Annotated in this window: 25 protein-coding genes; 19 read left to right on the top strand and 6 right to left on the bottom strand. The window is 46.7% G+C overall.

Translation table 11 applies throughout. From position 1 onward, the window contains the following. The 6 genes from P5G61_RS09265 (at window position 1) to P5G61_RS09240 (ending at window position 5,886) form a co-directional block, all read left to right on the top strand. Window positions 1-342, top strand: coding sequence for a zinc ribbon domain-containing protein YjdM (locus P5G61_RS09265; protein ID WP_094937374.1), 342 nt, complete (start codon window positions 1-3; stop codon window positions 340-342). 195 nt (window positions 343-537) lie between these two features. Further along, the gene (locus tag P5G61_RS09260; protein WP_301246189.1) at window positions 538-1,095 is read left to right on the top strand and encodes an RNA polymerase sigma factor; all 558 of its coding nucleotides are present in this window, start codon (window positions 538-540) and stop codon (window positions 1,093-1,095) included. Further along, window positions 1,052-2,713, top strand: a complete 1,662-nt coding sequence (locus tag P5G61_RS09255; RefSeq protein ID WP_301246188.1) for a DUF4179 domain-containing protein — start codon at window positions 1,052-1,054, stop codon at window positions 2,711-2,713. Before P5G61_RS09260 ends, P5G61_RS09255 begins: the two co-directional genes overlap by 44 nt. Window positions 2,714-3,208: 495 nt before the next feature. Next, window positions 3,209-4,021, top strand: a complete 813-nt coding sequence (locus P5G61_RS09250) for a class I SAM-dependent methyltransferase (protein ID WP_301246187.1) — start codon at window positions 3,209-3,211, stop codon at window positions 4,019-4,021. A gap of 128 nt (window positions 4,022-4,149) precedes the next feature. After that, window positions 4,150-4,407: a hypothetical protein gene (locus tag P5G61_RS09245; protein ID WP_079348175.1), complete on the top strand. Its 258-nt coding sequence runs from the start codon at window positions 4,150-4,152 to the stop codon at window positions 4,405-4,407. Window positions 4,408-4,833: 426 nt separating this feature from the next. Then, on the top strand, window positions 4,834-5,886 hold the full coding sequence (locus tag P5G61_RS09240; RefSeq protein ID WP_301246186.1) for an LLM class flavin-dependent oxidoreductase: 1,053 nt from the start codon (window positions 4,834-4,836) through the stop codon (window positions 5,884-5,886). A 123-nt stretch (window positions 5,887-6,009) separates the two neighbouring features. On the opposite strand, the gene P5G61_RS09235 is transcribed toward P5G61_RS09240, so the two are convergent. After that, complete coding sequence (locus P5G61_RS09235; RefSeq protein WP_301246185.1) at window positions 6,010-6,666, bottom strand: TetR/AcrR family transcriptional regulator; 657 nt, start codon at window positions 6,664-6,666, stop codon at window positions 6,010-6,012. A 194-nt stretch (window positions 6,667-6,860) separates the two neighbouring features. Between P5G61_RS09235 and P5G61_RS09230 the strand changes: the two genes are divergently transcribed. Continuing rightward, window positions 6,861-7,676 (top strand): SDR family NAD(P)-dependent oxidoreductase, encoded by an 816-nt coding sequence (locus P5G61_RS09230; protein WP_301246184.1) that lies wholly within the window; start codon window positions 6,861-6,863, stop codon window positions 7,674-7,676. Window positions 7,677-7,783: 107 nt separating this feature from the next. Here P5G61_RS09230 and P5G61_RS09225 read toward each other — a convergent pair whose 3' ends face one another. Together P5G61_RS09225 and P5G61_RS09220 are read right to left on the bottom strand one after the other, a co-directional pair. After that, window positions 7,784-9,061 (bottom strand): VWA domain-containing protein, encoded by a 1,278-nt coding sequence (locus tag P5G61_RS09225; protein ID WP_301246183.1) that lies wholly within the window; start codon window positions 9,059-9,061, stop codon window positions 7,784-7,786. A gap of 163 nt (window positions 9,062-9,224) precedes the next feature. Continuing rightward, window positions 9,225-9,692 carry a DUF4385 domain-containing protein gene (locus tag P5G61_RS09220; RefSeq protein WP_301246182.1) on the bottom strand — a complete coding sequence of 156 codons (468 nt, stop codon included), beginning with the start codon at window positions 9,690-9,692 and terminating at the stop codon, window positions 9,225-9,227. Between the two features lie 116 nt (window positions 9,693-9,808). Between P5G61_RS09220 and P5G61_RS09215 the strand changes: the two genes are divergently transcribed. The 4 genes from P5G61_RS09215 to P5G61_RS09200 all read left to right on the top strand — a co-directional run bounded on the left by P5G61_RS09215 (window position 9,809) and on the right by P5G61_RS09200 (window position 13,402). Further along, window positions 9,809-10,276 carry a YfbM family protein gene (locus P5G61_RS09215; RefSeq protein ID WP_301246181.1) on the top strand — a complete coding sequence of 156 codons (468 nt, stop codon included), beginning with the start codon at window positions 9,809-9,811 and terminating at the stop codon, window positions 10,274-10,276. Window positions 10,277-10,374: 98 nt separating this feature from the next. Continuing rightward, window positions 10,375-10,512 carry a hypothetical protein gene (locus P5G61_RS09210; protein ID WP_179132740.1) on the top strand — a complete coding sequence of 46 codons (138 nt, stop codon included), beginning with the start codon at window positions 10,375-10,377 and terminating at the stop codon, window positions 10,510-10,512. Window positions 10,513-10,728: 216 nt separating this feature from the next. Next, window positions 10,729-12,234 (top strand): copper amine oxidase N-terminal domain-containing protein, encoded by a 1,506-nt coding sequence (locus P5G61_RS09205; RefSeq protein ID WP_301246180.1) that lies wholly within the window; start codon window positions 10,729-10,731, stop codon window positions 12,232-12,234. Window positions 12,235-12,481: 247 nt separating this feature from the next. Next, the gene (locus P5G61_RS09200; RefSeq protein WP_301246179.1) at window positions 12,482-13,402 is read left to right on the top strand and encodes a GNAT family N-acetyltransferase; all 921 of its coding nucleotides are present in this window, start codon (window positions 12,482-12,484) and stop codon (window positions 13,400-13,402) included. A 120-nt stretch (window positions 13,403-13,522) separates the two neighbouring features. On the opposite strand, the gene P5G61_RS09195 is transcribed toward P5G61_RS09200, so the two are convergent. The 3 genes from P5G61_RS09195 to pdxR are packed head-to-tail and all read right to left on the bottom strand — an operon-like array spanning window position 13,523 to window position 16,360. Further along, the gene (locus P5G61_RS09195; RefSeq protein WP_301246178.1) at window positions 13,523-13,981 is read right to left on the bottom strand and encodes a GNAT family N-acetyltransferase; all 459 of its coding nucleotides are present in this window, start codon (window positions 13,979-13,981) and stop codon (window positions 13,523-13,525) included. Continuing rightward, complete coding sequence (locus P5G61_RS09190) at window positions 13,978-14,898, bottom strand: D-alanine--D-alanine ligase (protein WP_301246177.1); 921 nt, start codon at window positions 14,896-14,898, stop codon at window positions 13,978-13,980. The genes P5G61_RS09195 and P5G61_RS09190 overlap by 4 nt, the downstream gene beginning before the upstream one ends. Window positions 14,899-14,908: 10 nt before the next feature. Then, on the bottom strand, window positions 14,909-16,360 hold the full coding sequence (gene pdxR / locus P5G61_RS09185) for a MocR-like pyridoxine biosynthesis transcription factor PdxR (protein ID WP_301246176.1): 1,452 nt from the start codon (window positions 16,358-16,360) through the stop codon (window positions 14,909-14,911). 674 nt (window positions 16,361-17,034) lie between these two features. Between pdxR and P5G61_RS09180 the strand changes: the two genes are divergently transcribed. The 8 genes from P5G61_RS09180 to P5G61_RS09145 all read left to right on the top strand — a co-directional run bounded on the left by P5G61_RS09180 (window position 17,035) and on the right by P5G61_RS09145 (window position 26,256). Further along, the gene (locus tag P5G61_RS09180) at window positions 17,035-17,391 is read left to right on the top strand and encodes a nucleotide excision repair endonuclease (RefSeq protein ID WP_301246175.1); all 357 of its coding nucleotides are present in this window, start codon (window positions 17,035-17,037) and stop codon (window positions 17,389-17,391) included. Between the two features lie 261 nt (window positions 17,392-17,652). Beyond that, window positions 17,653-18,402, top strand: a complete 750-nt coding sequence (locus tag P5G61_RS09175; RefSeq protein ID WP_024629701.1) for a Bax inhibitor-1/YccA family protein — start codon at window positions 17,653-17,655, stop codon at window positions 18,400-18,402. Between the two features lie 268 nt (window positions 18,403-18,670). Next, window positions 18,671-19,888 (top strand): helix-turn-helix domain-containing protein, encoded by a 1,218-nt coding sequence (locus P5G61_RS09170; protein WP_301246174.1) that lies wholly within the window; start codon window positions 18,671-18,673, stop codon window positions 19,886-19,888. Between the two features lie 49 nt (window positions 19,889-19,937). Continuing rightward, window positions 19,938-20,984, top strand: a complete 1,047-nt coding sequence (locus P5G61_RS09165) for an ABC transporter substrate-binding protein (protein ID WP_079348150.1) — start codon at window positions 19,938-19,940, stop codon at window positions 20,982-20,984. Window positions 20,985-21,472: 488 nt separating this feature from the next. Next, a complete protein-coding gene (locus P5G61_RS09160) occupies window positions 21,473-22,333 on the top strand; it encodes an alpha/beta hydrolase (RefSeq protein WP_301246173.1) in 861 nt (286 codons plus the stop codon). 162 nt (window positions 22,334-22,495) lie between these two features. Further along, window positions 22,496-23,281 carry a 2,3-dihydro-2,3-dihydroxybenzoate dehydrogenase gene (locus P5G61_RS09155; protein WP_301246172.1) on the top strand — a complete coding sequence of 262 codons (786 nt, stop codon included), beginning with the start codon at window positions 22,496-22,498 and terminating at the stop codon, window positions 23,279-23,281. Between the two features lie 23 nt (window positions 23,282-23,304). Further along, window positions 23,305-24,639: an isochorismate synthase DhbC gene (gene dhbC, locus P5G61_RS09150; RefSeq protein ID WP_301246171.1), complete on the top strand. Its 1,335-nt coding sequence runs from the start codon at window positions 23,305-23,307 to the stop codon at window positions 24,637-24,639. 3 nt (window positions 24,640-24,642) lie between these two features. Beyond that, window positions 24,643-26,256: a (2,3-dihydroxybenzoyl)adenylate synthase gene (locus tag P5G61_RS09145; protein WP_301246170.1), complete on the top strand. Its 1,614-nt coding sequence runs from the start codon at window positions 24,643-24,645 to the stop codon at window positions 26,254-26,256. Window positions 26,257-26,326 lie beyond the last annotated feature (70 nt).

Here is a 26,326-nt window from a genome sequence, read left to right as displayed (position 1 = left end):
ATGTCTAATTTGCCTAACTGCCCCAAATGTAATTCCGAATATACTTACGAGGACGGTAATTTGTTGGTGTGTCCAGAGTGTGCGCACGAATGGGCGCCAGTGTCTGAACAAGAGAATGCGGAAGAAACGAAAGTAGTACGCGATTCGAACGGTAATGTCCTGAATGATGGCGATACCGTTACGGTCATTAAGGATCTGAAGGTAAAAGGCAGCTCGCTGGTGGTTAAGCAAGGCACCAAAGTCAAAAACATTCGTCTGATTGACGGTGATCATGACATCGACTGCAAAATTGACAGCCTGGGCGCGATGAAGCTGAAGTCCGAGTTTGTGAAAAAAATCTAGCAAACCTGGTTTAGGTAACGCTGGCTAGCCAGCTACGGCCTGATCTTAAAAGCCATAAAGAACGTTCATTTCTGCAAAGCTGTGGAAGTGAAGGTTCTTTTTTGTTTTGTGGAGAAAGGGTAGGAATGAACCTTTGAAGGATCGGCTTTGTCTATAGATTTGAAAAGGCTGATGCAGAGAGAGGAGGTAAAGCTTTTGAACGAAAAGGAATTGTTTGAAATGTACAACAAGGATGTGTACCGAACCTGTTACTACATGCTCCACCATGCTCAAGATGCAGAAGATGTATGCCACGATGTCTTTATTACGGTGTTTCGTCAGGATTGGCAGAATGTTGAATACATGAAGACATGGCTGATGAGAATTACGGTGAATCATTGTCTTAACTTTCTGAAGAAGGAACGCACAGCCAAGCAGCGGGAGAAAAAGCAGTTTATCCTCACTCCTCAACGGACCGCTGATCCGGTTGATACGTTAATCGAGCATGTCGAGGAGTCCGAAGTCTGGGCACAATGGGTTCATGAGCTGCCTGAGAAAATACGTTCAGCGATTCTGCTGCGTTATATGAATGAATTAAGTTTATCCGAAGCTGCAGAGATTCTGGAAGTACCACTGGGCACGGTGAAGCCAAGAGTTTATAAGGGAATTCGATTGCTTAGGAAAAAATGGGATCAAGCCAGAAAGCAACATCAGAAAGGGGAAATGTATAGTGAAGCATACGGAAAATCTGTTGTCTCGTCATCTGAAAAATGATGCGGATATTCGCTATCCCGATTTCGATGCCATGTGGGATCAGATTCGACAGGATCAGGAGCGTTACCCTGAACTTCATGTATCAGAGAATAAAGCACATGTGCCACAACACTTCAAATGGAAAAAGACTGCACTGATCGGAACCGCTGCAGTTATTCTCATGGCGACGCCGGTATATGCAGCAGTCCACTTTAATTGGGGTGATCTTTTAAATCACCGCAGTGGTATCCAGAATGCTCTGCATAAGGGACTTGGACAGAAACTGAATCAGTCCGTGACAGTAAAAGGGGTAACATTAACTCTGGATACAGCCTTTTCCGATGATAATCGCACGGTTATTTTGTATACCCTGAACCCTGGTAAGTTTGAAGGTGATACCGTAAGATTCCCTTCTATTGGCCTGAGGGATGAGAGTGGCAAGCTAATCGAAGGCAGGTACTATCATGTTCTTGATCAGACCGATGGAGAGTTTAAGGGTTATTTTGAGACAGAGTGGACACCATCAGGAAATGAAGCGAATGTTAACTTCACGGTAGGTGGAATCCAAATATTAGTTCCCGAAGAGAAAGAAATTACCCTAGATCTTTCTCAGCAGCATTCAAAAGTTTTCAATATCAACAAGGATGGTTTGGATACACTTGTAGTGAGTGCATTCAACGAGAAAGAAAACAAGATGATGTTGTCTACATCATTAACCTTTGATCAGCCGGAGGTTCGTGACTATGCCTTTCCTTATTTAAAGATATACGATCAGAAAGGACAGACGTTGGAGGGGAATTCAGCGGGCATACATGGCAAGCCGGGAGAACATGGTGAATATATATCAGAACAGTTCTATAACCTGGAGACGTTGAAGCAACAAGCATCATCTTATGTATTGGCTTACAGTAAAGAAGAGGGCAAAATGGATCAATCGCTTGATATCGATATACGTCTGGATAAAACAGAGATGCTTAGTGGTACGAGTAAAAGAGTACTGAATACCCCTCTGGATCAGCAATCGGATAGAGTGATCGTTAAGGAAGCCATCATTACACCTACCCAAATCAGGTTGACCCTTGCTCATAATGAAAAGTTCTTGCAACTACCCTATTTGAGATACACACTTGATGTGAATGGCGCCCAGCTAGATGGAGGAGTATGGCTGTCAGAGGATTCGAAGCATGAACCGGAACTACGTTTTGAAGTGAGCGCTGGTCTGGAAATTAATCTAGATACACCAATGACCCTTTATGCCCATCATAAAGTCAATTATTTTGAGGGTGAATTCGAGCCAGTTACGTTATCAGCGATTAGTGAAAAACCACAGTATCTTGATTCAAATCTGGGCGGATCTATAATCCATTGGACATATTACCGTAAGGACGGTGATTTGTACGTGGAGAGATATAGTGATGATCTGCATTTTGGTGGAATTAATCAGACTTATACGATCCAGAAAGGAAAACGAAGTTATGGTACTCCGGCCAAAACTCAATTTGCCGGTGACGGAAAAAACCTGGGCATTGATCGCTATGAGAAGTACACATCGGATACGGCAATCGTATATCCATGGATGTACAGCACAGAGGAACCTGAACGTGAAGTGGCTGTTCAACTGGAAGAGAAAAAGAAATAGAGCTGCTTGGCGTATTTGAGGCAAGAAAAGATCTGTAACTCATTGGAAAATAAGAATTGACAGGAAATATTTAGAAGTAATATACTGGATAAAATTTAACAGTCAAACGCAATGATCAGGAGTAATAAGGCTCAAGGTTTGGTCCAGAGAACTGTCGCTATGGTGCAAGGCAGTCCAACCTTCCCCTAACTCACCTGTGAGCAGCAGGATCGAATCGTAGTTACGTAAGTATCGTCATTCATTTAGCGCACGAAGGGCTGGATGTTGAAAATGATGCTATATCCCTGACTTCGTGTAGATTCTGACGGTTAACCTCCGTCATCAGGTCCTGAGATGCTATGGCAGGATAGGTTGGTGAATGTTGTTTCCAATCCTGTTCATGGATCAAGAAGAGTGGTACCGCGAAGGTCAGACCTGTCGCCTCTTAGTTGAGGTGGCAGGTTTTTGTTTTTTTTTATATGGCCTTTAATGTTGAAAAAAGGCAGGTGCAGAATCATGGAAAGATCGCGTGTGATTGACTATTATTCCAGATTTGACGAGTGGGGTAGGTTAGACCGGGAACCGCTGGAGTTCATCATTAATATGCATTATATCCGAGCGTCACTCCCGGCAACCGGACTTGTGCTGGACAACGGTGCAGGACCCGGAAAATATGCGATGGAGCTTGCCAAACTCGGATACCGTGTCACGCTGTCAGACCTGACCCCTGGATCTGTTGATATAGCTCAGCAGAAGGCGAAGGAATTGGATCTGACACAGCAGTTTGACGGATTTCACGTATTGGATGCGACCCATCTGAACGGTATTGCAGATGAGGCATATGATGCCTCTTTGATGCTGGGACCGTTATATCATTTGCAGGTGGAAGAAGAACGAGTGGCTGCGGTACGGGAGCTGCATCGGGTTACCAAGCGTGGAGGAATCGTCTTTGTAGCGATGCAGAGCCGAACGCGAATGGGCATTACTTCTTTGCAATTCCCGCAGCAATGGAAACCACATGACCACATGGAAGCCATCCGGTCTTTTGTGGAAAAGGGGACGTTCGATCATCCGGATCAGGGACGGTTTACGGGGGCGTACTATTTTAACATTCAGGATATTAACCCATTTATGGAGCAGAACGGATTTGAGACGGTAGACCTGATTGGATCGTCCAGTCTGAGAGCTATGCTCACGGAAGAGCAGCAACAATATTGGAAAGAACGCGGGGAATACGATGAGCTGATCCAGTACATGATTGAGGCGGCCAAAGACCCGTCGATATTGGGAATCTCGTCGCATCTGCTGTACATCGGGAGAAGAAAATAATCATGAAATCATTGGATTTGGAGAAGAATGATTGCTCTTTATAAATGGAAAAGGGAGCTTACCATTTCAATTGGATTGATCATGGAACATGGTATAATGGGATCAAATAGCGTGCTGGAGGTGTCACTATGCAATGGAAGGAAGTTCAGGATCGATTCCCTAACGAATGGGTCGTTTTTGAGGCAACCAAGGCACATTCTAGGGAAGGCCAGCGTTATATTGAAGAGATGGCGGTTATTGATTCATTTGATGATTCCACACAAGCATTAAAACGATACAGTGAATTGCATCAGGAAGATCCAAGAAGGGAATATTGTTTTTTTCATACTTCTCGTCCAGAAGTTGTGGCGAGAGAGCGGTACGTTGGGATAAGAGGTCCCCGATGAAAATCTCGGAGATATATGGTCTGCCTTTTATAAGCTTACAGCTTACGTTTAGAGGAGAAGTGCTCTATTTAGAGAAAGTCCTGCTCGACACAGGATCAGCCAGTACATGCTAAATGCAGACATTGTCCAGGAAATAGGTATGGTTCCTGAAGAGAATGATGAGGTTGATATTATTAGAGGCGTAGGTGGAATAGAGTATGTTTACACCAAGTTACTGGACTCTATGTATTGTAATTAATGCGAATGTAATGGAACTAAGTATAGATAAAGAATTTATTTAGAAAAATAAAAAGTGCCCTCTGGATAACAGGGGGCACTTGTATTTTTCATCAAAATAGTTCAATATTAAGGTAAATAACAAAAGGTGATATACTTACAATAGGTTAGATGAGGAACGGATCGCTTCATAATAAGGAGGAACAGACAATGGAAATCGGAATTAGTACTTTTGTAGAGACAAACCCGGATGTAAATACAGGAGAACTTATAAGTCATGCGCAGCGTATTCGCGACGTCGTAGAAGAGATTGTTTTGGCGGATCAGGTGGGGCTGGATGTATATGGCGTGGGTGAGCATCACCGTTCTGACTATGCCGCTTCATCACCAGCTGTCATTCTGGCCGCAGCAGCTTCACAGACCAAACGCATTCGCCTAACGAGCGCTGTAACGGTGCTATCTTCGGCTGATCCGGTGCGGGTATTTCAGGATTTTGCAACACTGGACGGCATTTCGAATGGGCGTGCGGAGATTATGGCAGGACGGGGGTCGTTTATTGAATCCTTCCCTTTGTTTGGTTACGATTTGAACGACTACGATGAACTATTCGACGAGAAATTGGAGCTGCTCCTGAAGCTGCGTGATTCTGAAAAGGTAACTTGGGAAGGCAAGCACCGCCCTTCCTTTAATAATCTGGGCATTTACCCGCGTCCGGTACAGGAAAAACTTCCGGTATGGATTGGCAGTGGCGGTAACCAGGAATCGGTTGTCCGCGCAGGTCTGCTTGGATTACCGCTGGTACTCGCCATTATTGGTGGTCGCCCCGTTCAATTCGCACTATTGGTGGAGCTATACAAAAAAGCAGCGGCACATGCAGGGCACGACGCATCCAAACTGACTGTGGCTTCTCATTCTCACGGGTTCATTGCGGATACAACCGATGAAGCGGTAGAGAAATTCTTCCCGCCAGCTCAGGCTACAATGAATATGTTGGGCCGTGAACGTGGTTGGGGACACTATAGCCGTGCCACCTTTGACGCGGCACGCAGTCTGGAAGGCGCACTGTATGTAGGTGATGTAGATACTGTTGCTCAGAAGATCATCTACCTGCGCAAAGAAGTCGGTATCACACGCTTCATGTTACACACTCCCCTGGGCACGATGCCGCATGAGGATGTAATGAGAGCCATAGAGTTGCTCGGCAAAGAGGTAGCACCGAAAGTGCGTGCTGAAATTTCGCGTTGGGAAGCTGAGAATCAGTAAACATGTTAAATCGGCTGAAATCCGATACAGAAGATAGATTAAAGCAAGAAAAGGAGCATGCCAGGTATATTACGCCTAGGCATGCTCCTTTTCGTTTGTTTTATAAGATTAGATCAATGCTTATCATTTCGCAGATACTCCAACAAGGGAGAGAACAACCATGGACAACGTATGATCATATAGCCTTTTGGCGGCTTCTTCACTCTCAATATGGCCTCCCAGATACAGATGGATGACACCATGCAGAGGGGCCCAGATCATGCGGACTGCAAGCAGGAGATCGTTCTCCTGAAGCTTTCCCTGCTCCATTGCGGCCGCAACCAGGGCCGTGATTTGTTTGAGAGCAGTCGCCGTTCCTTGCAGACTCTCTGCATCAGGTTTGAATTCTGCAAATGAACCGCCAAACATCAGCTGATAGAAGCTGGATTGTGAGATCCCGAAATCCCAGTAGGCATAAGCGAGGTCACGAAAATATGTCTCGAATGATGCTTGCTGAGGCACAGATTCAAACGATTGGGACAGGAGGGCGCACCCCTCCATGTATAGGTATTTGGCTAACCCTTCTTTTTTGCCGAAGAGGTTATATATGATTTTGGTGGAGCACTCCATTCGTTCTGCCACGCGCCGAACCGTGACGGCTTCTGGACCGTGCTCTTGCAGCAAAGACGCGGCAGCATGCACAATATTTTGGCGCAGGTTTTCGGAGTGCTGAAGTCTGGCTTCCTGAAAGGTAGTGACCGTGTGAGCGGATTGTTTGGAACCCGAATTGTGATCTTTCATCTATCTCATCCTCATACATCCATATTGTTGTTTAACGGAAACCGTGTTTCTTATCGTCATTCTACTGTTTTACGCTGGAAATCGTCAAATGAACAAAAGAAGTTGACAGTAAGAAGACAAGAGAGTACGATGATTTCAATAGGAAACATTGTTTCTAATAAAAAACAACTGTTCGAGAAAAGGGTGGATGAGATATGAAACAAGTTCAAAATCAATGGGTACTCATTACGGGGGCTTCTTCAGGAATTGGGCAGACTTTTGCATTGGAGATGGCTTCAAAAGGAAAACATGTGGTCTTGGTGGCTCGATCGGAGTCCAAATTGCGTCAACTGGCCGAACGGATTGAGCGAACCTATCAAGTGAAGACGGAAGTGATTGTAGCGGATCTATCCCAAGCGGATGCACCACAACACGTTTATGAGGAATGTATGAATCGGGGCATACAGGTCAATGTATTAATCAACAATGCGGGATTTGCCACGCATGGAATGTTTGAGCAGGTGGATGGTGCACGGCAGCAGGAAGAGATTATGCTGAATGTACTCGCAGTCATGAACATGACCCATCTTTTCTTGCCAGGTATGCTGCAAAAACGGAACGGTACGATCATTAACGTTTCTTCAACGGCTGCTTTTCAACCTGATCCATACATGGCTGTATATGGGGCTACGAAATCTTTCGTTCTTTCTTTTACAGAGGCATTGTATGAAGAGAACCGGAAGCGAGGCGTTAAGTTTTTGGCTCTATGCCCTGGCTCAACCGATACCTCATTCTTTGATGTAGTAGGAGCCGAAGAGGCCTCGGTAGGCAAACGGGATACACCCGAGCATGTTGTCGAAGTGGCGATGAAGGCATTGGAGTCAGGCAAGCCGTATGCTGTGCCAGGGGCATCCAATTACTGGACGGCCCAGTTGGCCCGCCTTATGCCGCGCAGACAAATGCTGCGGATCGTAGGGGGCATGCTTAAACCTCGGTCGAAGAGCGGTAAACCGCAAAAGGCACAGGCTTAATTGTACCAAAGCAAAAAGACGCTACCAGCGGGAAGGCTCACTGGCAGCGTCTTTAAAAACAAAGAGAACTTTGATTGGATATATGATTTACATAGAAAACGAGCAGTTTATGCAAGAATACCTTTGGATTTTGCTTCCTTTATCCAATCCGGAAATTCACTAAGAAGCCGGTCATATAATTCTTCATCGCTGATCTTAGAGATATCATCCAGAGCAAAAAAGTTAGCGTTATCAATAAAGCGTCCAGACATGTCATCGAGCTTTTCCAAAATACCGTAATTTGCTTTTCCCAGGCCAACAAATTGCCAGAACAAATTTTTGTATGAACTTTCAGTAATAAGTCGCATAATTTTCCCCTTTTGACTAACTCCACCATCGCTGAAAAAAATAATATAAGTGGGAATCCTTACATTAGGCTCCTCAATCGTGTATTTACGAATAACATCCTCCATTACTGGAGGTTCATTATTAGTACCACCTTTACTTCCAAGGGTATACGTGCGATCAATGTAATTTTCAAAATCTCGGGCAGTGACACTAGGTGCACGTAAAAAGTCTTTTGCAAAAAACCATACGTCTAGTTCGCCATTATCATCAAACGCTGAGGCGATTGCCAATATCCGTTCAAATGCTTGTTGCACTATACCTTTGCGATATAGACTATACATGGATCCTGAAGCGTCAAATACCACGGCTACACGCGCCTGTATAGGAGCGAGCTTTTTCTTTTCCAGAGACAATGTAACTTTACGTTTAAGCAGATCTATTTTCGTCAAATTCAGGGGTGCGGGATTCTTGTCTGGTGCAGGAGCAGATGCTTTTGACTCTACGGATGCGGCTGATTCAGACTTGGCGTCACTATCAGTTTCAATTTTGACTCCAAACGACTCGGCAAGTGGTTGCAGACCTCCAAAAAATCCGCGTCCGATGGCGCGAACCTTAAATCCGTCACGATGCTTATAGATTTCTATAAAAATTAGTGCTGTTTCAGCCGTGGCTTGGGTGATCTCGTATGTAATTTGTTGTGAACCTGCTCTTACAATAGCTTGGCATTTCTGAACATTTGAGAAGGTTCCCCCCGCATCAAGCGTAGCGGTGAAGACACATTTTTCTATAGGAGCTTGGCGTAATTTGCTGGTATCCAGCACGAAGGATGACTTGAGATCTTCTGCATGTTGAAGGATAACGCTCTGGTGGGGATCACTATTCTGATTATAAAAAACAAAGTAATCGTCCGAGGGTACTTGTCCCCCTTCGTTAACCATAAAACAGCTTGCATCCAAAGCGGAGGGTGCTGAAGCACTTTGAATGGTTACGTGAATCTGGGCCGCTTCATTGATGTTGGTATTCTGGCCTGTGTTCAGATGAATGATAGAATCTGCCATATTTCAGATTGCCTCTTTTCTTCAAAGTCATTGTAAGCTGTTGACAGTAACAAGCTAGATTTTGATACAAATGTTACCAGAAGTCAACTAATATATGACAGATCCGACAGATAATCTAATACCTCCAACTCAATTTCAAAATAAAGAAGTATGTTCACCCATGTTACTGCGCCTTCTCCGACTCGTACTTCTCCCGATGCTCCTTCTTCATTTTCACATAGTCCGGGTCCGTTTTGGCGATCTCCCATTGGGCTTTAAAAATGGCTGCTGATTCAGCCTTTACCTCATCATTCTGATAAGGCAGGATGGAGCCGTCCTCTTTCGAATATTTGCGTCCACCTTTATGATTCGTATAACGCCTTGCCCGCGTGTAACCCATCTGCAGAAACTTGCGTGCCATATCCATACCGACAAAGTCATCCATTTTCTTATACTCCAAAAATAATTCATAGATCTTCTGCGAGGATTCTGTCGCAATCTCGGGTGTTTTGAACCGCCAATGCGGTAAAATTTCGCTTTTGTAGGGCTCCACCATTAATACGCCTTGCTCTCCCCGGCCAACGGTATACAGTTCAGGCTGCTTGCGCAGATCAAGCTCATCGTAATTGAGGTTGTAATCAAACTTTTTCATGGAATCCGTTCCTCCTTGAAGAGTATTGTTCCTTTCCACCTCTTTACCCCGATTCTTGTACAACAAGCACGGTTAATGGGAAAGAAAAGAAGTATATACACAGGAGGGATACGGGTATGGGCATGTCCGGCAGATATCTTGTTGTCACCAAAGATTTGATTGATTCCATTCAGTCATGCGAAGTCAGTGTGCATGATTGTTCGGTCGATCTGGATATTGATAAAATGTGGCAGATGATTCAGTTTACATTAACCGGTGAGATGGTATACGGGAAGTTTCCTCTGGGATATGTGGTCCCTATGGCAGGAGAACAATATTTGGGGAACTATTCCGATATGGATCTATTTCTGTTGACCAATGAGCAGGTGCTTGAAGCGTACATGGCGTTAGAACAGATGACACCTGAGGAGTTGAAGGAACGCTTTAGCCTGGAGCAAATGGTGGCTGAGGGCGTGTATCCTGTCATGGAGGATTGGGACGCAGACGAGACATTCCAGGAAATCGTGCAGACCCTGGACGATATTCAAGCTTTGTATCAGGCAACCGCTGCAAGCGGGAATGGGATCGTCTTTTATATTTTCTAAGTTGGCACCTTCGTCTGTTTAATTTACTAATATTCCGGTTATTGATAGAAACAAGGCACAGAATGTGCCTAAATCCGGTAGGAGAGAGGGTATGCGATATGACACAGGACCAGAATGAAGAGAACAAAGCCATTCAAGACGACGAGCCGGATCAATTTGAAACCCCTACACGTACCGATGGGAAAGAATCGGATGAGGATAGTGACAACGAGGCAGAAGGCAAAGAACGAGAATAAACCAAGCTGTTTATGATTGGACTATGCATATTGCTATGTGTTGAAGCCAACTACACGTAATGCTAAATTATACGTTATACCTGAGGTCGGACAGTCGTTCGGCCTTTTTGTGGTATTTATTTATCGATTCAGTTTACAACAATTACCTGTAACCCTCATAATAGGAGTGAACCACATTTTTCCTAAGGAGGAGATCGTATCAAAAATCACAAGCTATTGAAGTGGATTGCCGTACCACTCGTTTTGATGATGGTTGCGCTTACGGGATGTCAGGCCGTGGGTGGTGTAGATATTGGCAAGGCCGTTGTCAACAGTACAACCGTCAAGTCCGGTGAATCCAAACAGTCCATGCATATAAAAATTGAACCTGCAACGAACCTCGTCGCAGAGGATGCGCTTCAAATGATTGAACTCATTAATTCCATTTCATTGAATATTGAAGATGCCAAAGTGAAGGACTCCAGCACGGCGTCTGTCAAAGGTACACTGAGTATGCAAGGAAAGAAATTACCTTTCCATCTGTCGATGGATAAATCGGAAATGGTTATTGATGTGGACGGAGCGCAGAAGCCTCTATACATATCCTTGGAGGATGACACACTTCCTATGCTAGATACAAAGGCATTGGAGAAGCAGATCGAGGAGCTTTCCCCGAAATTGCTGACCTTTGCGCTGAAACATTTGTCTAACCCGAAAAATATTTCCGTAACCCCGGTACAGGAATCGGTTAACGGTGAATCACTCAGCCTCTCCAAGCTGCATGTGGAGATCAGCGGTGAAGAGCTGCTTGCCATGGTTAAACCGTTTCTAACCAGTGTTGCTCAGGATGAGCAAGGGCTCAAGGATCTGATTGGAGATCTGTATGATGTGTTCTATCCTATCATGGTTACAATCAACTCCGTTGATCCTGGCGACGGCAGTGCTCTGCCTTCTGCTATAAGCGAATCACGGGATGCTGAGGTTGCATCGTTATATGAAATGATTAAAGGTGGTCTTGACGAGATTCTTGCCAATTATGACAAGGAGCTCAGCAATTTGTTGACCGAAACGCCTGAACTGAAGACGGTGTTCGGAACAGAGACCAAGCTCAAATTGGACTTTTATCTCGACAGCGCGCTGAATATTCGCAAACAAAACTATGATTTCAAAGTAGCGTTGCCTGCCTCGGAAGATCTGCCAATTAAATCGGTATCCGTATACGGTGACAGTGAACTGTGGAATATTGGTGGACCAGTGACTGTGGATGCCGTGGACCAAACGGGAGGCGTAATTGATCTGATGCAGGGAGATATCACGCCAGGTCAGATGCTGCACAATTTTGATTCCAACTCACTTGTGTATCAATTGTTAAAAGATGAAGCAGGCATCACGCGCAAAAATGTCATGCTGTATCCGGACGACGAATCCTATGGCGCAATCACCGTTAAAAATACAACCTTTGTTCCGCTTCGCTACCTGTCCGAGGAATTGGATGCTGAAGTGAAATGGACCAAAGGATCGGAGAAAATCGTCGTCATTGACGATATCACCGGTAATGAGATTGTCCTGACTATAGGTTCCAAGAAGGCGACCGTTGCAGGCAAGGAAGTAACGATGGTCGAACCCGCCTATGTAGGCAAAAACGGTAAAACTTACGTCCCGCTGCGCTTTATGGCAGAGTCTCTCGGGGCATCTGTAGATAAGGAAAAAGAAACAGGCTGGATTTTCATCGACCGGCCATAAGTAAGATTGGTATGTAAACCGTAAGTTGAGAGGGGATTTCAGAGTATGCCAAATTTCTCGTAATGTTCATGAAAGAACACCGAAAAAATTCCGTTAGACCATTAACGGGATACGTGTGTTCTTTTTGAACCATTACGAGGAGCTCCGGCGTTTCTGAATGATGAAACGAATCGAGGAGTGCCTCTAATTGGAGGTGCTCCTTTTTGTCGTGTCATCCCAAATAAATCCTCAGAGAGAGGTGTTACATATGGAAAATCAATTAAACATCCAATTACGGCGTGCTCAACAAGAAGATGCGGTTATGCTGGCAGGGATATGCACCCGAGCCTTTGACCATGCGATTCAAGTTTGGACTAAGGGAGTGGAAGATCTGGACAGCAACATTTGTCCACCAGGCTATTCTTCTGTTCGAATGCACAGTTACGTGATCCGCGAATGGGATTATTACGTTATAGAATGTGATGGTTGCGCCATTGGTGGAGTCAGTGTAAATGTGTTGGGGAGTAAGCATGTGAGGCTGGATAAAATTTTTATTGACCCCATCTGGCAGGGGCGGGGCATAGGATCACAGGTCATCGGGCTTGTTGAGGCCGAATTCCCGGAGATTGGGATATGGAAGCTGGAGACCTCGGGAAGACAGAGGGATAACCATCATTTTTATGAGAAAATGGGTTATGTCTGTCTCTATGCGTCTGAAGATGAATATGGATATGAGAAAATCATAACAACAGAGTCTATAGTCCAGCTCCCATTCGAAGAATTATCCACCGTTAAGGGTGAGTCGGTTAATGAATTTTATCAGGCTGATTTGGATTCAGTTCGCTTCAGCACCAGCAATCTTCAGAATATCCGGATGACCGATTGCAACCTGAGTGGAGGCAAATTTACCAATCTGAATATGACTCACATATTATTGGCTGACCTGCGTTTGACGGATAGCAAGATTGAGTTCTGTGCGTTGGACGGCGTTCATTTTGAGGATACACATCTCGGCCCAGACAGAGTACCCATGCGTTGGGAACATTGTGACCTCAAAGGCAGTCGTTTCAATAACTGCGATCTTTCTGGCGTACAGTTGGAACAGTGCGAGGTAGCAGGGATGAGAATCAATGGAGTGGCTGTAGAAGAATTGCTTGCTGCTTATGAGTCCATGAAAGCCAAAAGCTGAATTACTCGCATAGTAATAGGAAAAGCCCGTTTCCCGCCTTTGTGCTGGAAATGGGCTTTATTGTTGTTATTTTATAAGAAGGGTGAATTCCATCTGAAATCCGTCATGATGTCATCAGAGTCAGTTATGCTGCAAAGCCTGCGGCTTTTTGCTAAACCCGGTGCTTCCCGCGGTAAAGCCCATCTGTTGATAGAATTGATGTGCAGCTTCACGATCTGGTCGATTGCCGCTGTTCAGGGACAAGGAATCCACACCATGAGTGGCTGCCCACTGCTCCGCTGACTCAATCAGCTGACGGCCTATGCCGGAGCTTCTGAACTGGTCATGTACGATCAAGGCCATGATGCGGCAGTGTCTTCCGTTTTTTTCATAAAGGTAAGATGTTTGCAGTCCAATTAATCCAACGACACGGCCACGGACTTCGGCAACCAACGTTGCAAAGTTTGAATCGGCAGCGATGTGCGAATAACGCTCCTTCATCTCGGCATACGTGGTGGGGTAACCGAGTTGATCCATAAGAATGACCATATCCTGCAGATCTTCATGGGAACTGTTACGAATTGTTACATTTAGGCTCATGAACGTGTGGCCTCCTTTTGGCGTTCTTTTAACGAGAGATCAATGATGGAATCCAGCAAACTGGCAAAGGAAATACCAGCAGCGGCTGCACTTTTGGGCAGCAGGCTGTTTCGGGTAAGCCCCGGGAGCGTATTCACCTCAAGCACATAGGGCATGCCGTCCCGAATCATCATATCCACCCGGGCATAGACACTGCATTTTAGCACCCGGTAACAGGTGAGTGCAGCAGCTTCTACTCGTTTATGCAAATCCGCAGGCAAATGAACGACCTGCTCATCAGCGCCGCCGTCATTATATTTGGAGGTATAATCGAAAAAATCAGCATTTGAACGAATCGAGATAACAGGAAGCATCTTACCATCCAGAACAGCGCAGGTAATTTCTTCGCCCTCAATATATTGTTCAATCATGACAACTTCGTCCCAGACGAGCGCCGCTTCTACAGCCGCATGAAGAGCCGAGGGTTCCTGCACCACTTGCGTACCGATGCTGGAGCCACCTGAATTGGGCTTCACTACAACGGGATAGGTTAATTGCTGCACAGTGGCTGACGACAGTTCATCCAGACTGCTCACCTGAAGCCACTCGCCGGTAGGTACACCCGCATGCTGGATGAGTCGTTTGGACATATCTTTGTCCATGCATACGCTGCTCGCGAGTACACCACAGCCTGTATACGGAACGCCAAGCGACTCCAACGTGCCCTGAATTGTACCATCCTCGCCGTATTTGCCGTGTAGAGCGAGCAGTGCCACATCCAATCCTGCGGCTTTCTCAATGAGATCACGTTTGCTGTTGACCTCCACTGGAATAACCTCATACTTCTGTATATCCAGATGGTTGATCATCTCCTGTCCGGTGAGCAGGGAAATATCCCGCTCCGAAGATGTGCCACCCATAATCACGCCAACTTTCATGTGTATCTCCTCATTTCATTTGAGCAACCGTCTCGCCAATAATGCGAATACCTTTGCGAATATTCTCATCGCTAACTCGGGAGAAGCCCAAACGCATTGTATGTTGTCCCTGCCCCGGTTCGAGATAAAAGGTATCGCCCGGCATGAAGGTAACGCCTTTAGCTTTGCAGGCCGTCAGTAGCTCTCTCGTCCGGTATTCGGGTGGGAATTGTACGAACAGGTGAAGTCCGCCTTCGCCGGAGACCCGGCACATCGGCAGATATTGCCGCAAGCAGCGGACGACGAGCTCATATTTTCGCTTGTATTCCATGCGAGCCCGCTTCAAATATTTCTCGAAATTGCCGTTGCTCAGATACTGATAGAGCAGGGACTGATCTAGGGTCGACGTATGAATGCTGCGCGCCCGTTTCATGCTTTCCAGATAATCAATCAAGGCCGCATCCGCAATGACCCAGCCTACGCGCAGACCTGGAAACAGTACCTTCGAGAAGCTGCCCAGATACACCAGCCCGTTCCCTTTGCCCACACTGGCAATCAGAGGGGAGACGTGGGAACCCGAATAACGCAATTCCTCGTTAAAGCCGTCTTCAATAATCGGCACCTGGTACTGATTCATCAACCGAATGATCTCTGCCCGTTTGGCGGGTGATGTAACGATCCCGGTTGGATTGTGATAAGAGGGCACGAGATAGGCCAGATCATACGGGTTTGCCGCGAGTTCCCGTTCCAGCTGCCGCAGATTCAGACCATCTGGCTCCATATCCACACCAGTAAGATGAAATTGATGAAGCCTCAAATTTTTGACGGCTGTGTGATGTGTCGGGTTTTCACATAAGGCTCTACCGCTTTTTTTGCGCAATGCGCCCAATACCAGATCGAAGCCTTCCGTAAATCCATTGGTAATCAGAATATCTTTGCCGCTTAGATCGACGCCCTTATTTTCCATATAACGCAACAAATACTTCATAAGAGGCCTATAGCCTTTCGCATATCCGTAATTCAGCAGCACTTCGCCTTCAAGCGACATCCGGTCGAGGAAGGCTCTTTTAACGTTGTGCATGTCGAACAGCTTCTCATCCGGCGCGATGCTGGTAAAAGAAATCTCACCGCGCTCCGAACCGGAGCCATGCTTCATCAGATCATACTGCTCTGCCTGGATTGCGTAGTCGCTGATACGTTCGTTCCAGTCCAGCAGCCACCCGGATGTAGACTCAGGTGCATCAATGGTGGAGCTAACGTAATTGCCTTTGCCTTTGACCGCATAGATTAGGCCCTCTTCCTCAAGTTCAGCATAGGCCAGCAGAATCGTGCTTCGGCTTACTTTCATGAGTGTACTGAGTTCGCGGGTGGAAGGAAGTTTTTGTTTGGCTTGCAGGCCGCCTTTAAGCATCAATCGCTTCATATAATCTTTGACTTGTATATATACAGGGCGGTCCTCCGTCAATTGCAGATCGGAATACATCCCATCACTCCCTTATTTGCTATCTTGCCATATTATAACCCCAGCAGAAAGAACCACGATACCTCTGTTTCCCCGCGGGTGTGGTTGACTGTTTGCGCGCAAATGTAAAAAAGCCCTGGCAACATGCCGGGCTGGGGTGAAACGTGATCCATCTTGTATAGTGCTGCTGCAATAACTTTCTAAGTTGGCGTTGCTTGACTAGTCTCTCTAGGATCGATAGCTACCTGTCCTTCTACGTGTGTCTATTTACTCTCGTACGGCTATAATTGCATGCTTTCTAGGTGAATCCAATTCTATACTATCTTCGTAAAACTAGGCTCTTTCTACGTTTGCTTGCTGCAAGGGTCGAATAGATGATGAATCAAAATTCTATAAGGCTAGGTTCTTGCTAACTGTACTCTTGTCATGCGCGCGCAACAGAATTCAGTATGAAAAAGATGATCAATCATAGGGTACAATAGACGGAAGTAGATATAAAGACATATGTCTTAGTGCCCAAATTCTTCCTCATACCCCTATAGTACCACTTTGAATCAGGGAAGTTAACCTTTTTTTTGAAATATTTGTCGTAATAGTTGAAAAAAGCGTGAATTGTGCGTCATATAGAATGAAATGGTGTCCTTATGGGATATATGATAGGATGTAAGCCTATAGATAATGAGGAAGTGAGCCTATTGATTAATATTACTGTGCCAACACCAGATGTCACCATCACGAAGCAGGCTGATCCACAGCTTAGCCACATTTATGGATTCACTGATTTTCACCTGATTACCCGGGAACTGGGCGGGATATTCATGTTTTACAATGCCGCTGGTGAGTTGTTATTTGTCGGGAAAGCACGAAAGTTAAGACCACGCATCAAAAAGCATTTTGAAGATACCGTATCACCCATGAAGGCACACCGCGAGGAAGTAACCACCATCGAAGTGTGTGTTGTTGAAGATCCGGTGGATCGCGAAATTTACGAGACCTATATCATCAACACGATGCGTGCGAAATACAATGTAGATAAAGTACTCTACAAATAAGTATCTCGTACACCCCAAGAGCGTTAAGATTCGAAATCAATGGATGGAATTCGCTGAAATAAAGTGTGAAGCATACTCCGTAAAGTTTGGGACATATAGCCTATACCTTGCGTTAACAGACAAGGATGTGATCTGCGGATTGCATCCCAGGTCTGCTTGAAAGATTTAGAATTTTTCTGATATGTAATTCGTAGAATTGTCAATGTAGAACGTAGAGATGGTATTACAGGATGAACCAAATACATAGAAGAGGTGATTGTTTTGATCGGTCGTAGCGGTAACCCCACACTCAAAGATAGTACGTTTGAAGACTCCAGAGGATATGGAGATGATCGCTATCAGAGTAGTATGACGATTAACGGCACGGTAAACAAGGCGTTTATTACGCTGGTGATCCTGCTGGGCAGTGCATTTGCATCTTGGATGATGTTTTTCAATGGGCAGGAAGTGCTTCCTCTTGCAATCGGAGGGGCCATTGCCGGATTCATTCTGGCCCTGATTATCTCATTTAAACCTGTGGCTGCGCCTTACCTTGTGCCAATTTATGCGGTGGCAGAAGGGATGTTCCTGGGTGCACTCTCGGCCTCGTATGAGTATTTGTATAATGGTATCACGCTGCAAGCAGCTTTGCTGACCATGGCGGTCTTTATTGCTCTGTTGATGGCATATAAGACAAGACTGATCAAAGCTACGGAGAACTTCAAGCTGGGGGTTGTGGCCGCAACCGGAGGCATCATGATCATGTATCTCCTCAGTTTCGTGCTTGGTTTCTTCGGAATTACCGTTCCCTATCTGCATGATAACAGTCTGATCGGCATCGGTATTTCTGTTGTCATCGTTATTGTGGCGGCGCTGAATCTGGTACTTGATTTTGATTTTATTGAAAGTGGTGCCGACAACGGTGCTCCGAAATATATGGAGTGGTACGGTGCATTTGGATTAATGGTTACACTGGTATGGCTGTATATTGAAATTATTCGTCTGCTCAGCAAGCTGCGGAGCCGGGATTAATTCGCTTCAACCTTTTCAAACCTAATCATGCAATTCGTCATCAAAAGCTAACTCGTGCTCAAACACGCAGTTAGCTTTTTCGACGTGTAGTGGATAGTCTTAACACCGAACTGTGCGCTTTCTTCCATATATGGATTGACTGAATGGAAAAGAATGTGATATTTTAATTGATAATGATTATCATTTTCGTTAAGCTGATATAGTGCCGGCTTTATTGCACTGTACATTTCATATCAAACCGATCAAGCAGATCGAAAGGAGTGGCCTTATGTTACTGGAAAATGATTCGCAGACCTCTGCGTACTTGCCCGTTACCGGCCGCAGTCCCAAGACGGATCTTGCCAAGGTAAAAGGATATATGGACGAGCACTATGATGAACCATTGTCTATTGCGGATCTCGCCCACAAAGCCAATATCAGTGCGAAATATTTCGTGGATCTGTTCAAGAAAACCTATGGACAGAGTGCAATGGAATATCTGACTGATCTTCGCATCAATCGTGCCAAACGATATCTGAAAGAAACAGGGTACAAACTTCGTGAAATCGCGCTGAGAGTAGGCTATAGCGATGAGTATTATTTTAGCCGCAAATTTAAAAAGGAAGTGGGCGTATCTCCTTCGGATTATGCCAAAAATGCAAGAAAACGCATCGCCACCTGCTCCTCCAGCATCATTGGACAGCTACTGGCGCTTAATGTCATGCCTGTCGCTGCGCCGATCGATCCCAAATGGACCGCTTATTATTATAACGCGCACCGTACCGAGATTCAGTCACACTTGAGACTGACAGACCCGTATACCAGCTTGAGATTTGAAGCCAACGTGGAAAGACTGATTCATATCCGGCCGGACGCTGTTGTGGGTACGGATCAGATCAGTGATCAGGATCAGGCCAAGCTGGCCGAGATTGCACCTTGTTGTTTTGTACCGAAGCATCACTTGGATTGGCGTGCGCAGTTACGTATGATCGCTGCTTTTCTGGAGCGGGAAGAACAGGCAGAGCAGTGGATTGGTGTATACAATCAGCGAGTTGAGAAGGCGCGGAATTCCGTGCAGCAGAAGGTGGGCAGGGAGAAGGTCATCGTTGTCCGGGTGTACGGTCAGCACCTTTATCTGTATCGGAATCCGGGCATTGAAGAGGTCTTGTACAATAATGGTTTACAACTGGAGACCTTCCCCGATGTTCAGGCCAACACATGTTTAACATTAGAACAACTGGCTGCACTAAATCCGGATCGAATTCTCGTTATGGTGTGCCCTGAGGCCGCTTCGCGAGCATACTGGCTCAGTCTGCAGCATTCACCCGTATGGCGTCAGCTTAAAGCAGTAAGGCAATATCAGATCCATCTGATTACAGGTGATCCCTGGTTTGATTACTCTGCCGTAGGTGTGATGCGCATGCTGGATGAAGCTTTGCTGATTTTCACGGGATATTGTCCAAATGTATATCTGGATAACGTCCATGGTGATTCCCGGGCTACATGACATATAATCCATCTATCTAAATGAGAATGTTTATCAAGGGGGATATGTCATGTTTAAACAGAAAAAAGATAACGGATTCCGTTCCGTTCGTCCATTTCGTAGCGCCGGTATCTCGGCCATGCTCGTACTGATATTGATTACGGGTCTGCTGTCTGCCTGTGGCTCAGCATCAGAAAATGCGGGAGAAGCACAGAAAGAGCAGGCAACGACGGAGGCATCGACCACAGCATCATCTGGAACGTCTGTGGCAGAAGAGGCACAGGTAGAAACCACAGGTGAACGAACGGTAAAAGACGATCTGGGACATGATGTCATCGTTCCTGAGCATGCAGAGCGTGTCTTTGCACCGTATCTGGAAGACTCTCTGCTGACACTGGGTGTCAAGCCGGTAGCCCAATGGGCAAGTGGAACGCAAGGGCATGTTTATCTCCAGGATCAACTGAGCGGCATACCAACCCTCGATTTCTCCAGTGGGCTGCCTTCTCCAGAAGCGCTGATGGCGTATAATCCGGATTTCATTATTTTACACACGGCCCAATATGCCGAGAACGGTGTATATGAGAGTTATTCCAAAATTGCACCAACCTACGTATTCACGAATGCTTCGGGTGATGTAGAGAAGTCTTTGCAGGTAATCGGCGATTTGCTGGGCAAAACGGCTGAGGCTGAAAAAGCCATCGAGACGTACCATGCGAAGGTAGATGACGCGAAAGCCAAGCTCGCAAAAGTGACCGAGGGCAAGAAAGCAGCCATTATTCGTTTTGCTCCTCGGGGGATCAGCATGATGGGCGGTAACTATTTCAGCGGTTATGTGGTTTATCAGCAATTGGGACTTGGCAAGCCCGCACTGGTGCAAACGGAGAACAGCGCAACAGTATCGACTGAGGTATTGCCTGAGATTGATGCCGACTTTATTTTCACCGTGGAACAGGGTCCAGGGAGCATGAAGGAAATGACGGATACCAAAGTATGGAATAGCATGCCTGCAGTGAAAGCCGGACATGTGTACGCCGTGGAGCCAGCTCCGTGGCTGGGCGGCGGATTGATTGCTTATGGTCATGTCATTGACGACACGTTGAAGGCGTTAACGCAATAATCGAGGGAATTCATCCATATGTATTGATCGTAATATGAGAACTGTAGCTCCCCGCGGAATACCAGAAACCGGACAAATTCCAGTGTTTCAGGTATACCGTGAGGGAGTTTTTTTAATTTCATGGGTAACCAAGTCAGTTACAGAAATGTGGAAATATGGAGATAATCAAAATCATTTCTGGATATCGTCCATGGGACAGCCGGATTGACTCTTTTATAATTGGTAATGAGAATCAATCTCATACATTTCAATAATATTATTAAACATAACAGTATAAGTTGAGTTTATGAACTACACAGAAACGGAGAAGTCAGAAAAAACCTGGAGAAGCGAAGCGTTCGCCTTTATCTCCGGATTTCTCCCTTTGTGAGAGGGGATAGAGGAAATCTGGAGATAACAGCGATTGGAAGGTTATTCTGACGGCGGAGTGTATGTGTAGTTCAGTATTCAACTTATATACGCAGAACAACGAGGAGGAACCATCCGTAATGACGTTTCAGCCCAATCAACCCGCATCTCGTACCCTTGAACATATCGCACGCAGTACCGTACAGATTCCACGTGCCGAACAGTGGACCATGAAATCACGCAACGGCAATCATGCCTATCAGATTATGGTGTTCCAACCAGCAGAAGCGCCACCGCCTTCGGGATATCCGGTGATCTATCTGCTGGATGCCAACTCTGTTTTTGGAACGATGGTGGAAGCCGTTCGTGTACAGGGGCGCAGACCGGAGAAGACCGGAGCACTTCCGGCTATTGTTGTTGGCATTGGATATCCAACGTCGGGCCCTTTTTCGCCGCACCGATATTATGACTTTACCCCGCAGGCCACAACGGAATATACCCAGAAGTCGGATGGAACACCTTTGCCGGAACAGGGTGGGGCGGATGAGTTCTTGCAGTTTATTGAAGAAGAGCTGAAGCCGGATATGGAGCAGCAGTTCCGGATTGATCGGAACAGACAGGCCATTTTTGGACATTCTCTTGGTGGATTGTTCGTGCTGCACACGCTGTTCAAAAAACCGGAAGCCTTCCGCTATTACATTGCGGGCAGCCCTTCACTTCACTGGAATCAGACCGTCATGCAGGCAGAGGAACAGGAATTTGTCGCACGGCTAGAGCAACATCCCGTCAACGTTAAGGTGTGGATTGGCATGGGTGAACAGGAGAAGACGCATCCTGCGCGCAACAATGATAAAGCTTCGAGTCTTACAGAACGGTTATCCGCGCTGAAGCAGCCGGGTCTGGACATTAAATATACCGAGTTCGAAGAAGAAAACCATGTATCGGTATTGCCGTTTCTGATTAGTCGGACGATGCGGTTTGCCTGCAGCCCGGAGTCATAGGAGGAAAGAGCCGACAGCATTTTTCAATCAGAGGTCTGGGGAGATTGGGCGAGAGACAGATGGATAGAAATGTTACAGATTTACGAATAATCCAATCGGGTTCAGCAGGATAACATATCTCTCAAACAGGAGAGGGAGCAGTAATGCAAGGGAGGAACAGGAGTGAGTTACACAGGAATTCATGGAAAAGTGGCCGTGGTTACCGGTGCTGCGCAAGGGATAGGTGAAGCCGTGACGAGATTGCTTGCCCAGCAGGGAGCTATTGTTGCTGCCGTTGATATACGTGAAGATCAGTTGGACCAGTTGGTCACGGAACTGCGAAATCAGGGACATCAGGCAGCAGCCTGTCCTGTTGATATATCCAATCATCAATCCGTCGAAGATGCAGTGCGGCGTATTGAGATGACATTAGGTCCCATTGGCATTCTGGTGAATGCAGCGGGTGTACTGTACACGGGGGCTGTGAGTGAACTCCGTGATGAAGAATGGACAAGGACTTTTGACGTGAATACGCATGGTGTATTTTACATGTCACGTGCTGTGGTACGAAACATGGCCGAACGTCAATCGGGAGCGATCGTTACTGTGGGTTCTAACGCTTCAGGTGTGCCCCGGATGCACATGTCCGCCTACGTGGCCTCCAAAGCAGCTTCAACCATGTTCACCAAATGTTTGGCGCTTGAATACGCCTCAGACCATATCCGCTGTAATATCGTATCTCCAGGTTCCACGGATACGGATATGCAGCGTGCATTGTGGGCAGATGAACAGGGAGCAGAGGCAGTTATCGCGGGTTCCCCACAGGCATACCGTCTGGGCATTCCTCTGAACAGACTGGCGTTGCCATCGGATATCGCGGATAGTGTGCTTTTTTTGGTATCGGATCAGGCTAGACATATTACGATGCATAACTTGTGTGTGGACGGAGGCGCCACGTTAGGTGCCTGAATCAAGATAAGGAGATGATAATCATGTCAAAAGCGGGTACGGTTGCTGCAACTTCCGCCTTACACCTTCTGGAACAATATCGGGACGGGACGTCCTTTTTCTGGTCTTCACCGCAACATACCCTGTTAGCTCAAGGGGAACAGATTCGATGGTCTGCCATGGAAGTATCGGAGGCGAATACACGGGTTTCCACAGGCGCGGTAAGTGTTACCGAACAAAAGCGTAATGAAGAAACGCAGCTTTTTATTAAACGGATGGAACAGCTGATGGAGAAGGCGAGAGCCTTGGGCCAAACGAAACCGATTGTGGTCGGCGCCATTCCATTCGATCCCATTCATTCTTCTGCGGAGCTATTCGTACCAGAGAAGATCCAATGGGCTGAACCTCTATCCCCGGATTCGAGGGCATTGGTGGAGAAGCATCCGGCCGCAGTGGGGTGTGAGGTGCGTGAAGTGCCTGACGGAGCAGTATATCAACAAAGCGTAAACAACGTTTTGGTTAAACTGAATCAAGGCATTCTCCACAAAGTTGTGTTATCCCGTACACTGCATGTGACTTCACAGAGCTTTGTGGACACACATCAGTTACTCCGTAATTTGTTCAGGGATAACACACACGGATATACATTTGCTGTTCCAATGACGAAGCTCTCTCCATCAAAAGGTAATATAACAACGGATAAACGAGATACCATTGAGATGGAAAAAGAAACCCATCGGACATATATCGGAGCAAGTCCCGAATTACTGGTTACACGAAAAGGATCCAAAGTGAGAGCCAATCCACTTGCCGGGTCTGCTGCCCGGAGTGAGGATCCTGCGGAGGACCGCCGCTGTGCAGAAGCGCTGCTGGCTTCCGCCAAAGATCGCCATGAACATGCCGTAGTCATCGAGGCTGTGGCAGAGGCACTGCGTCCGCTGTGCAAGCAGCTAATAGTCCCGGCAGAGCCTTCCTTAATCCAGACACGGACCATGTGGCACTTATCTACGGAAATTCACGGGCAGCTTGCTGATGTTAACACATCATCACTGGAACTTGCGTTTGCCCTTCATCCTACACCCGCAATCTGTGGAACACCTGTACAGGTCGCTCGGGAAGCCATTAGGGAACAGGAGCCATTCGAACGGGGATTATTCACCGGTATGGTGGGCTGGTGTGACAGTGACGGTGATGGCGAGTGGGCTGTAACGATCCGATGTGCGGAAGTGGAGGGCAAAATACTTAAACTGTTTGCTGGAGCGGGGATTGTAGCAGGTTCTACAGCAGAAGCGGAGCTGGCAGAGACCTCAGCGAAGTTCAGAACAATGCTGCTCGCCATGGGTTTGGATTCAACTGTGTCCAGTATGAAGGAGGAATGAGTGATGCTGTCAGGATTTCAGGCCTGGCCTGAGGAAGTTGCCGACCGATATCGTCAGGAGGGCTGTTGGGAAGGAATTACGTTTGGAGAAATGCTCCGCCAGCGTGCTGATCTATATGGCAATCGAGTAGCCATTATCAGCGGAGAACAGCAATTAACCTATGCGGAGCTGAACGACCGGGTGGATCGTCTGGCCGCCGGTTTATATGCCAAGGGAATACGGCAGCATGATCGCGTGATTATCCAGCTGCCCAATATCACGGCGTTTATCGAGGTATGTTTTGCTTTATTCCGCATCGGTGCACTGCCTGTATACGCATTACCCTTGCACCGGAAGAGCGAAATCACGTATTTTGCCCGGTTCTCTGAGGCCGTAGCTTATGTAATACCTGATCAGGATGGCGGATTTGATTACCGTACGCTGGCAGAAGAGGTTCAGGCAGAGGTGCCAGGACTTCGGCATGTATTGGTAGCGGGAGAAGCTGGGCAGTTCATGGCTCTGGAAGAGGTCTATGCAGACCCGATCAAACTGCCCAATGAGCCGGTTTCTTCCGACGTTGCTTTTCTACAGTTGTCTGGTGGAAGTACCGGGCTGTCCAAAATGATTCCCCGCACCCATGATGACTACATCTACAGTTTGCGGAGAAGTGTGGAGGTCTGCGGGCTTAGCCCGGAGAGTGTCTATCTGGCGGTGCTGCCTATAGCACATAACTATCCAATGAGCTCACCCGGCTTCCTGGGCACGCTGTACGCGGGTGGAACCATTGTGCTGTCACGCGGGTCCAGTCCGGATGAAGCTTTTCCACTCATTATGCGTCATCAGGTGACCATTACGGCTCTTGTACCACCACTCGCACTCATATGGTTGAACGCGGCGGCTACCCGGGGGACTAAGCTGCCCTCACTTGAGGTGCTTCAAGTTGGCGGAGCCAAATTCAGCGCCGAGGTGGCTGCACGTGTCCAACCCGTCCTGGGCTGTACCTTGCAGCAAGTGTTCGGCATGGCGGAGGGTCTGGTGAATTACACCCGTCTGGATGATCATTTGGATGTCATTGTTAACACTCAGGGCAAGCCGATGTCTCCGTATGACGAAGTGCGAATCGTGGATGACGAGGATGTTGAGGTGGAACAGGGACAATCGGGACATTTACTAACGCGAGGTCCTTACACGATTCGTGGTTATTACAAGGCCGATGAACATAATGCCAGATCGTTTACCACGGATGGTTTCTACCGAACCGGAGATATTGCGAGTCTTACTGAAGATGGATACCTCGTTGTGGAAGGACGGGCGAAGGACCAGATTAATCGCGGTGGTGACAAAGTGGCTGCCGAGGAAGTGGAAAATCATTTGCTGGCCCATCCTGCCGTACATGATGCCGCGTTGGTATCCATGCCGGATGAATATCTGGGTGAGCGTTCCTGTGCATTTATCGTGCCGAGCGGTGAAGCTCCGTCAGCTGCCGAAGTCAAATCTTTTCTGCGTAATCGGGGCCTGGCGAGCTATAAAATACCGGATCGGATTGAGTTTGTGCAGTCTTTTCCCAAAACTCAAGTTGGCAAGGTCAGCAAAAAAGCGCTGCGCGAGATGATTACAACTAAACAGCCCATATCCTGATCGTGATTTCTTATAGATAACATTACAGTACAACGATGAACATGATTGTAATAAATAAAGCTGAAAAGAG

The sequence above is a fragment of the Paenibacillus vandeheii genome (assembly GCF_030433635.1).
Lineage (GTDB): Bacteria > Bacillota > Bacilli > Paenibacillales > Paenibacillaceae > Paenibacillus > Paenibacillus vandeheii.
Note: the sequence above shows the minus strand (reverse complement) of the source record. Positions and strands in the feature narration are given on the sequence as shown.

Bases quoted from the DNA above. Each gene is read 5' to 3' on its own strand.
- P5G61_RS09160 (WP_301246173.1), top strand. From the start codon at position 21,473: ATGACGTTTCAGCCCAATCAACCCGCATCTCGTACCCTTGAACATATC.
- P5G61_RS09265 (WP_094937374.1), top strand. From the start codon at position 1: ATGTCTAATTTGCCTAACTGCCCCAAATGTAATTCCGAATATACTTAC.
- P5G61_RS09170 (WP_301246174.1), top strand. From the start codon at position 18,671: ATGTTACTGGAAAATGATTCGCAGACCTCTGCGTACTTGCCCGTTACC.
- P5G61_RS09195 (WP_301246178.1), bottom strand. From the start codon at position 13,981: ATGAGCCTAAATGTAACAATTCGTAACAGTTCCCATGAAGATCTGCAG.
- P5G61_RS09245 (WP_079348175.1), top strand. From the start codon at position 4,150: ATGCAATGGAAGGAAGTTCAGGATCGATTCCCTAACGAATGGGTCGTT.
- P5G61_RS09220 (WP_301246182.1), bottom strand. From the start codon at position 9,692: ATGAAAAAGTTTGATTACAACCTCAATTACGATGAGCTTGATCTGCGC.
- P5G61_RS09250 (WP_301246187.1), top strand. From the start codon at position 3,209: ATGGAAAGATCGCGTGTGATTGACTATTATTCCAGATTTGACGAGTGG.
- P5G61_RS09215 (WP_301246181.1), top strand. From the start codon at position 9,809: ATGGGCATGTCCGGCAGATATCTTGTTGTCACCAAAGATTTGATTGAT.
- P5G61_RS09235 (WP_301246185.1), bottom strand. From the start codon at position 6,666: ATGAAAGATCACAATTCGGGTTCCAAACAATCCGCTCACACGGTCACT.
- P5G61_RS09225 (WP_301246183.1), bottom strand. From the start codon at position 9,061: ATGGCAGATTCTATCATTCATCTGAACACAGGCCAGAATACCAACATC.
- P5G61_RS09165 (WP_079348150.1), top strand. From the start codon at position 19,938: ATGTTTAAACAGAAAAAAGATAACGGATTCCGTTCCGTTCGTCCATTT.
- P5G61_RS09230 (WP_301246184.1), top strand. From the start codon at position 6,861: ATGAAACAAGTTCAAAATCAATGGGTACTCATTACGGGGGCTTCTTCA.
- P5G61_RS09240 (WP_301246186.1), top strand. From the start codon at position 4,834: ATGGAAATCGGAATTAGTACTTTTGTAGAGACAAACCCGGATGTAAAT.
- P5G61_RS09210 (WP_179132740.1), top strand. From the start codon at position 10,375: ATGACACAGGACCAGAATGAAGAGAACAAAGCCATTCAAGACGACGAG.
- P5G61_RS09200 (WP_301246179.1), top strand. From the start codon at position 12,482: ATGGAAAATCAATTAAACATCCAATTACGGCGTGCTCAACAAGAAGAT.
- dhbC (WP_301246171.1), top strand. From the start codon at position 23,305: ATGTCAAAAGCGGGTACGGTTGCTGCAACTTCCGCCTTACACCTTCTG.
- P5G61_RS09145 (WP_301246170.1), top strand. From the start codon at position 24,643: ATGCTGTCAGGATTTCAGGCCTGGCCTGAGGAAGTTGCCGACCGATAT.
- pdxR (WP_301246176.1), bottom strand. From the start codon at position 16,360: ATGTATTCCGATCTGCAATTGACGGAGGACCGCCCTGTATATATACAA.
- P5G61_RS09190 (WP_301246177.1), bottom strand. From the start codon at position 14,898: ATGAAAGTTGGCGTGATTATGGGTGGCACATCTTCGGAGCGGGATATT.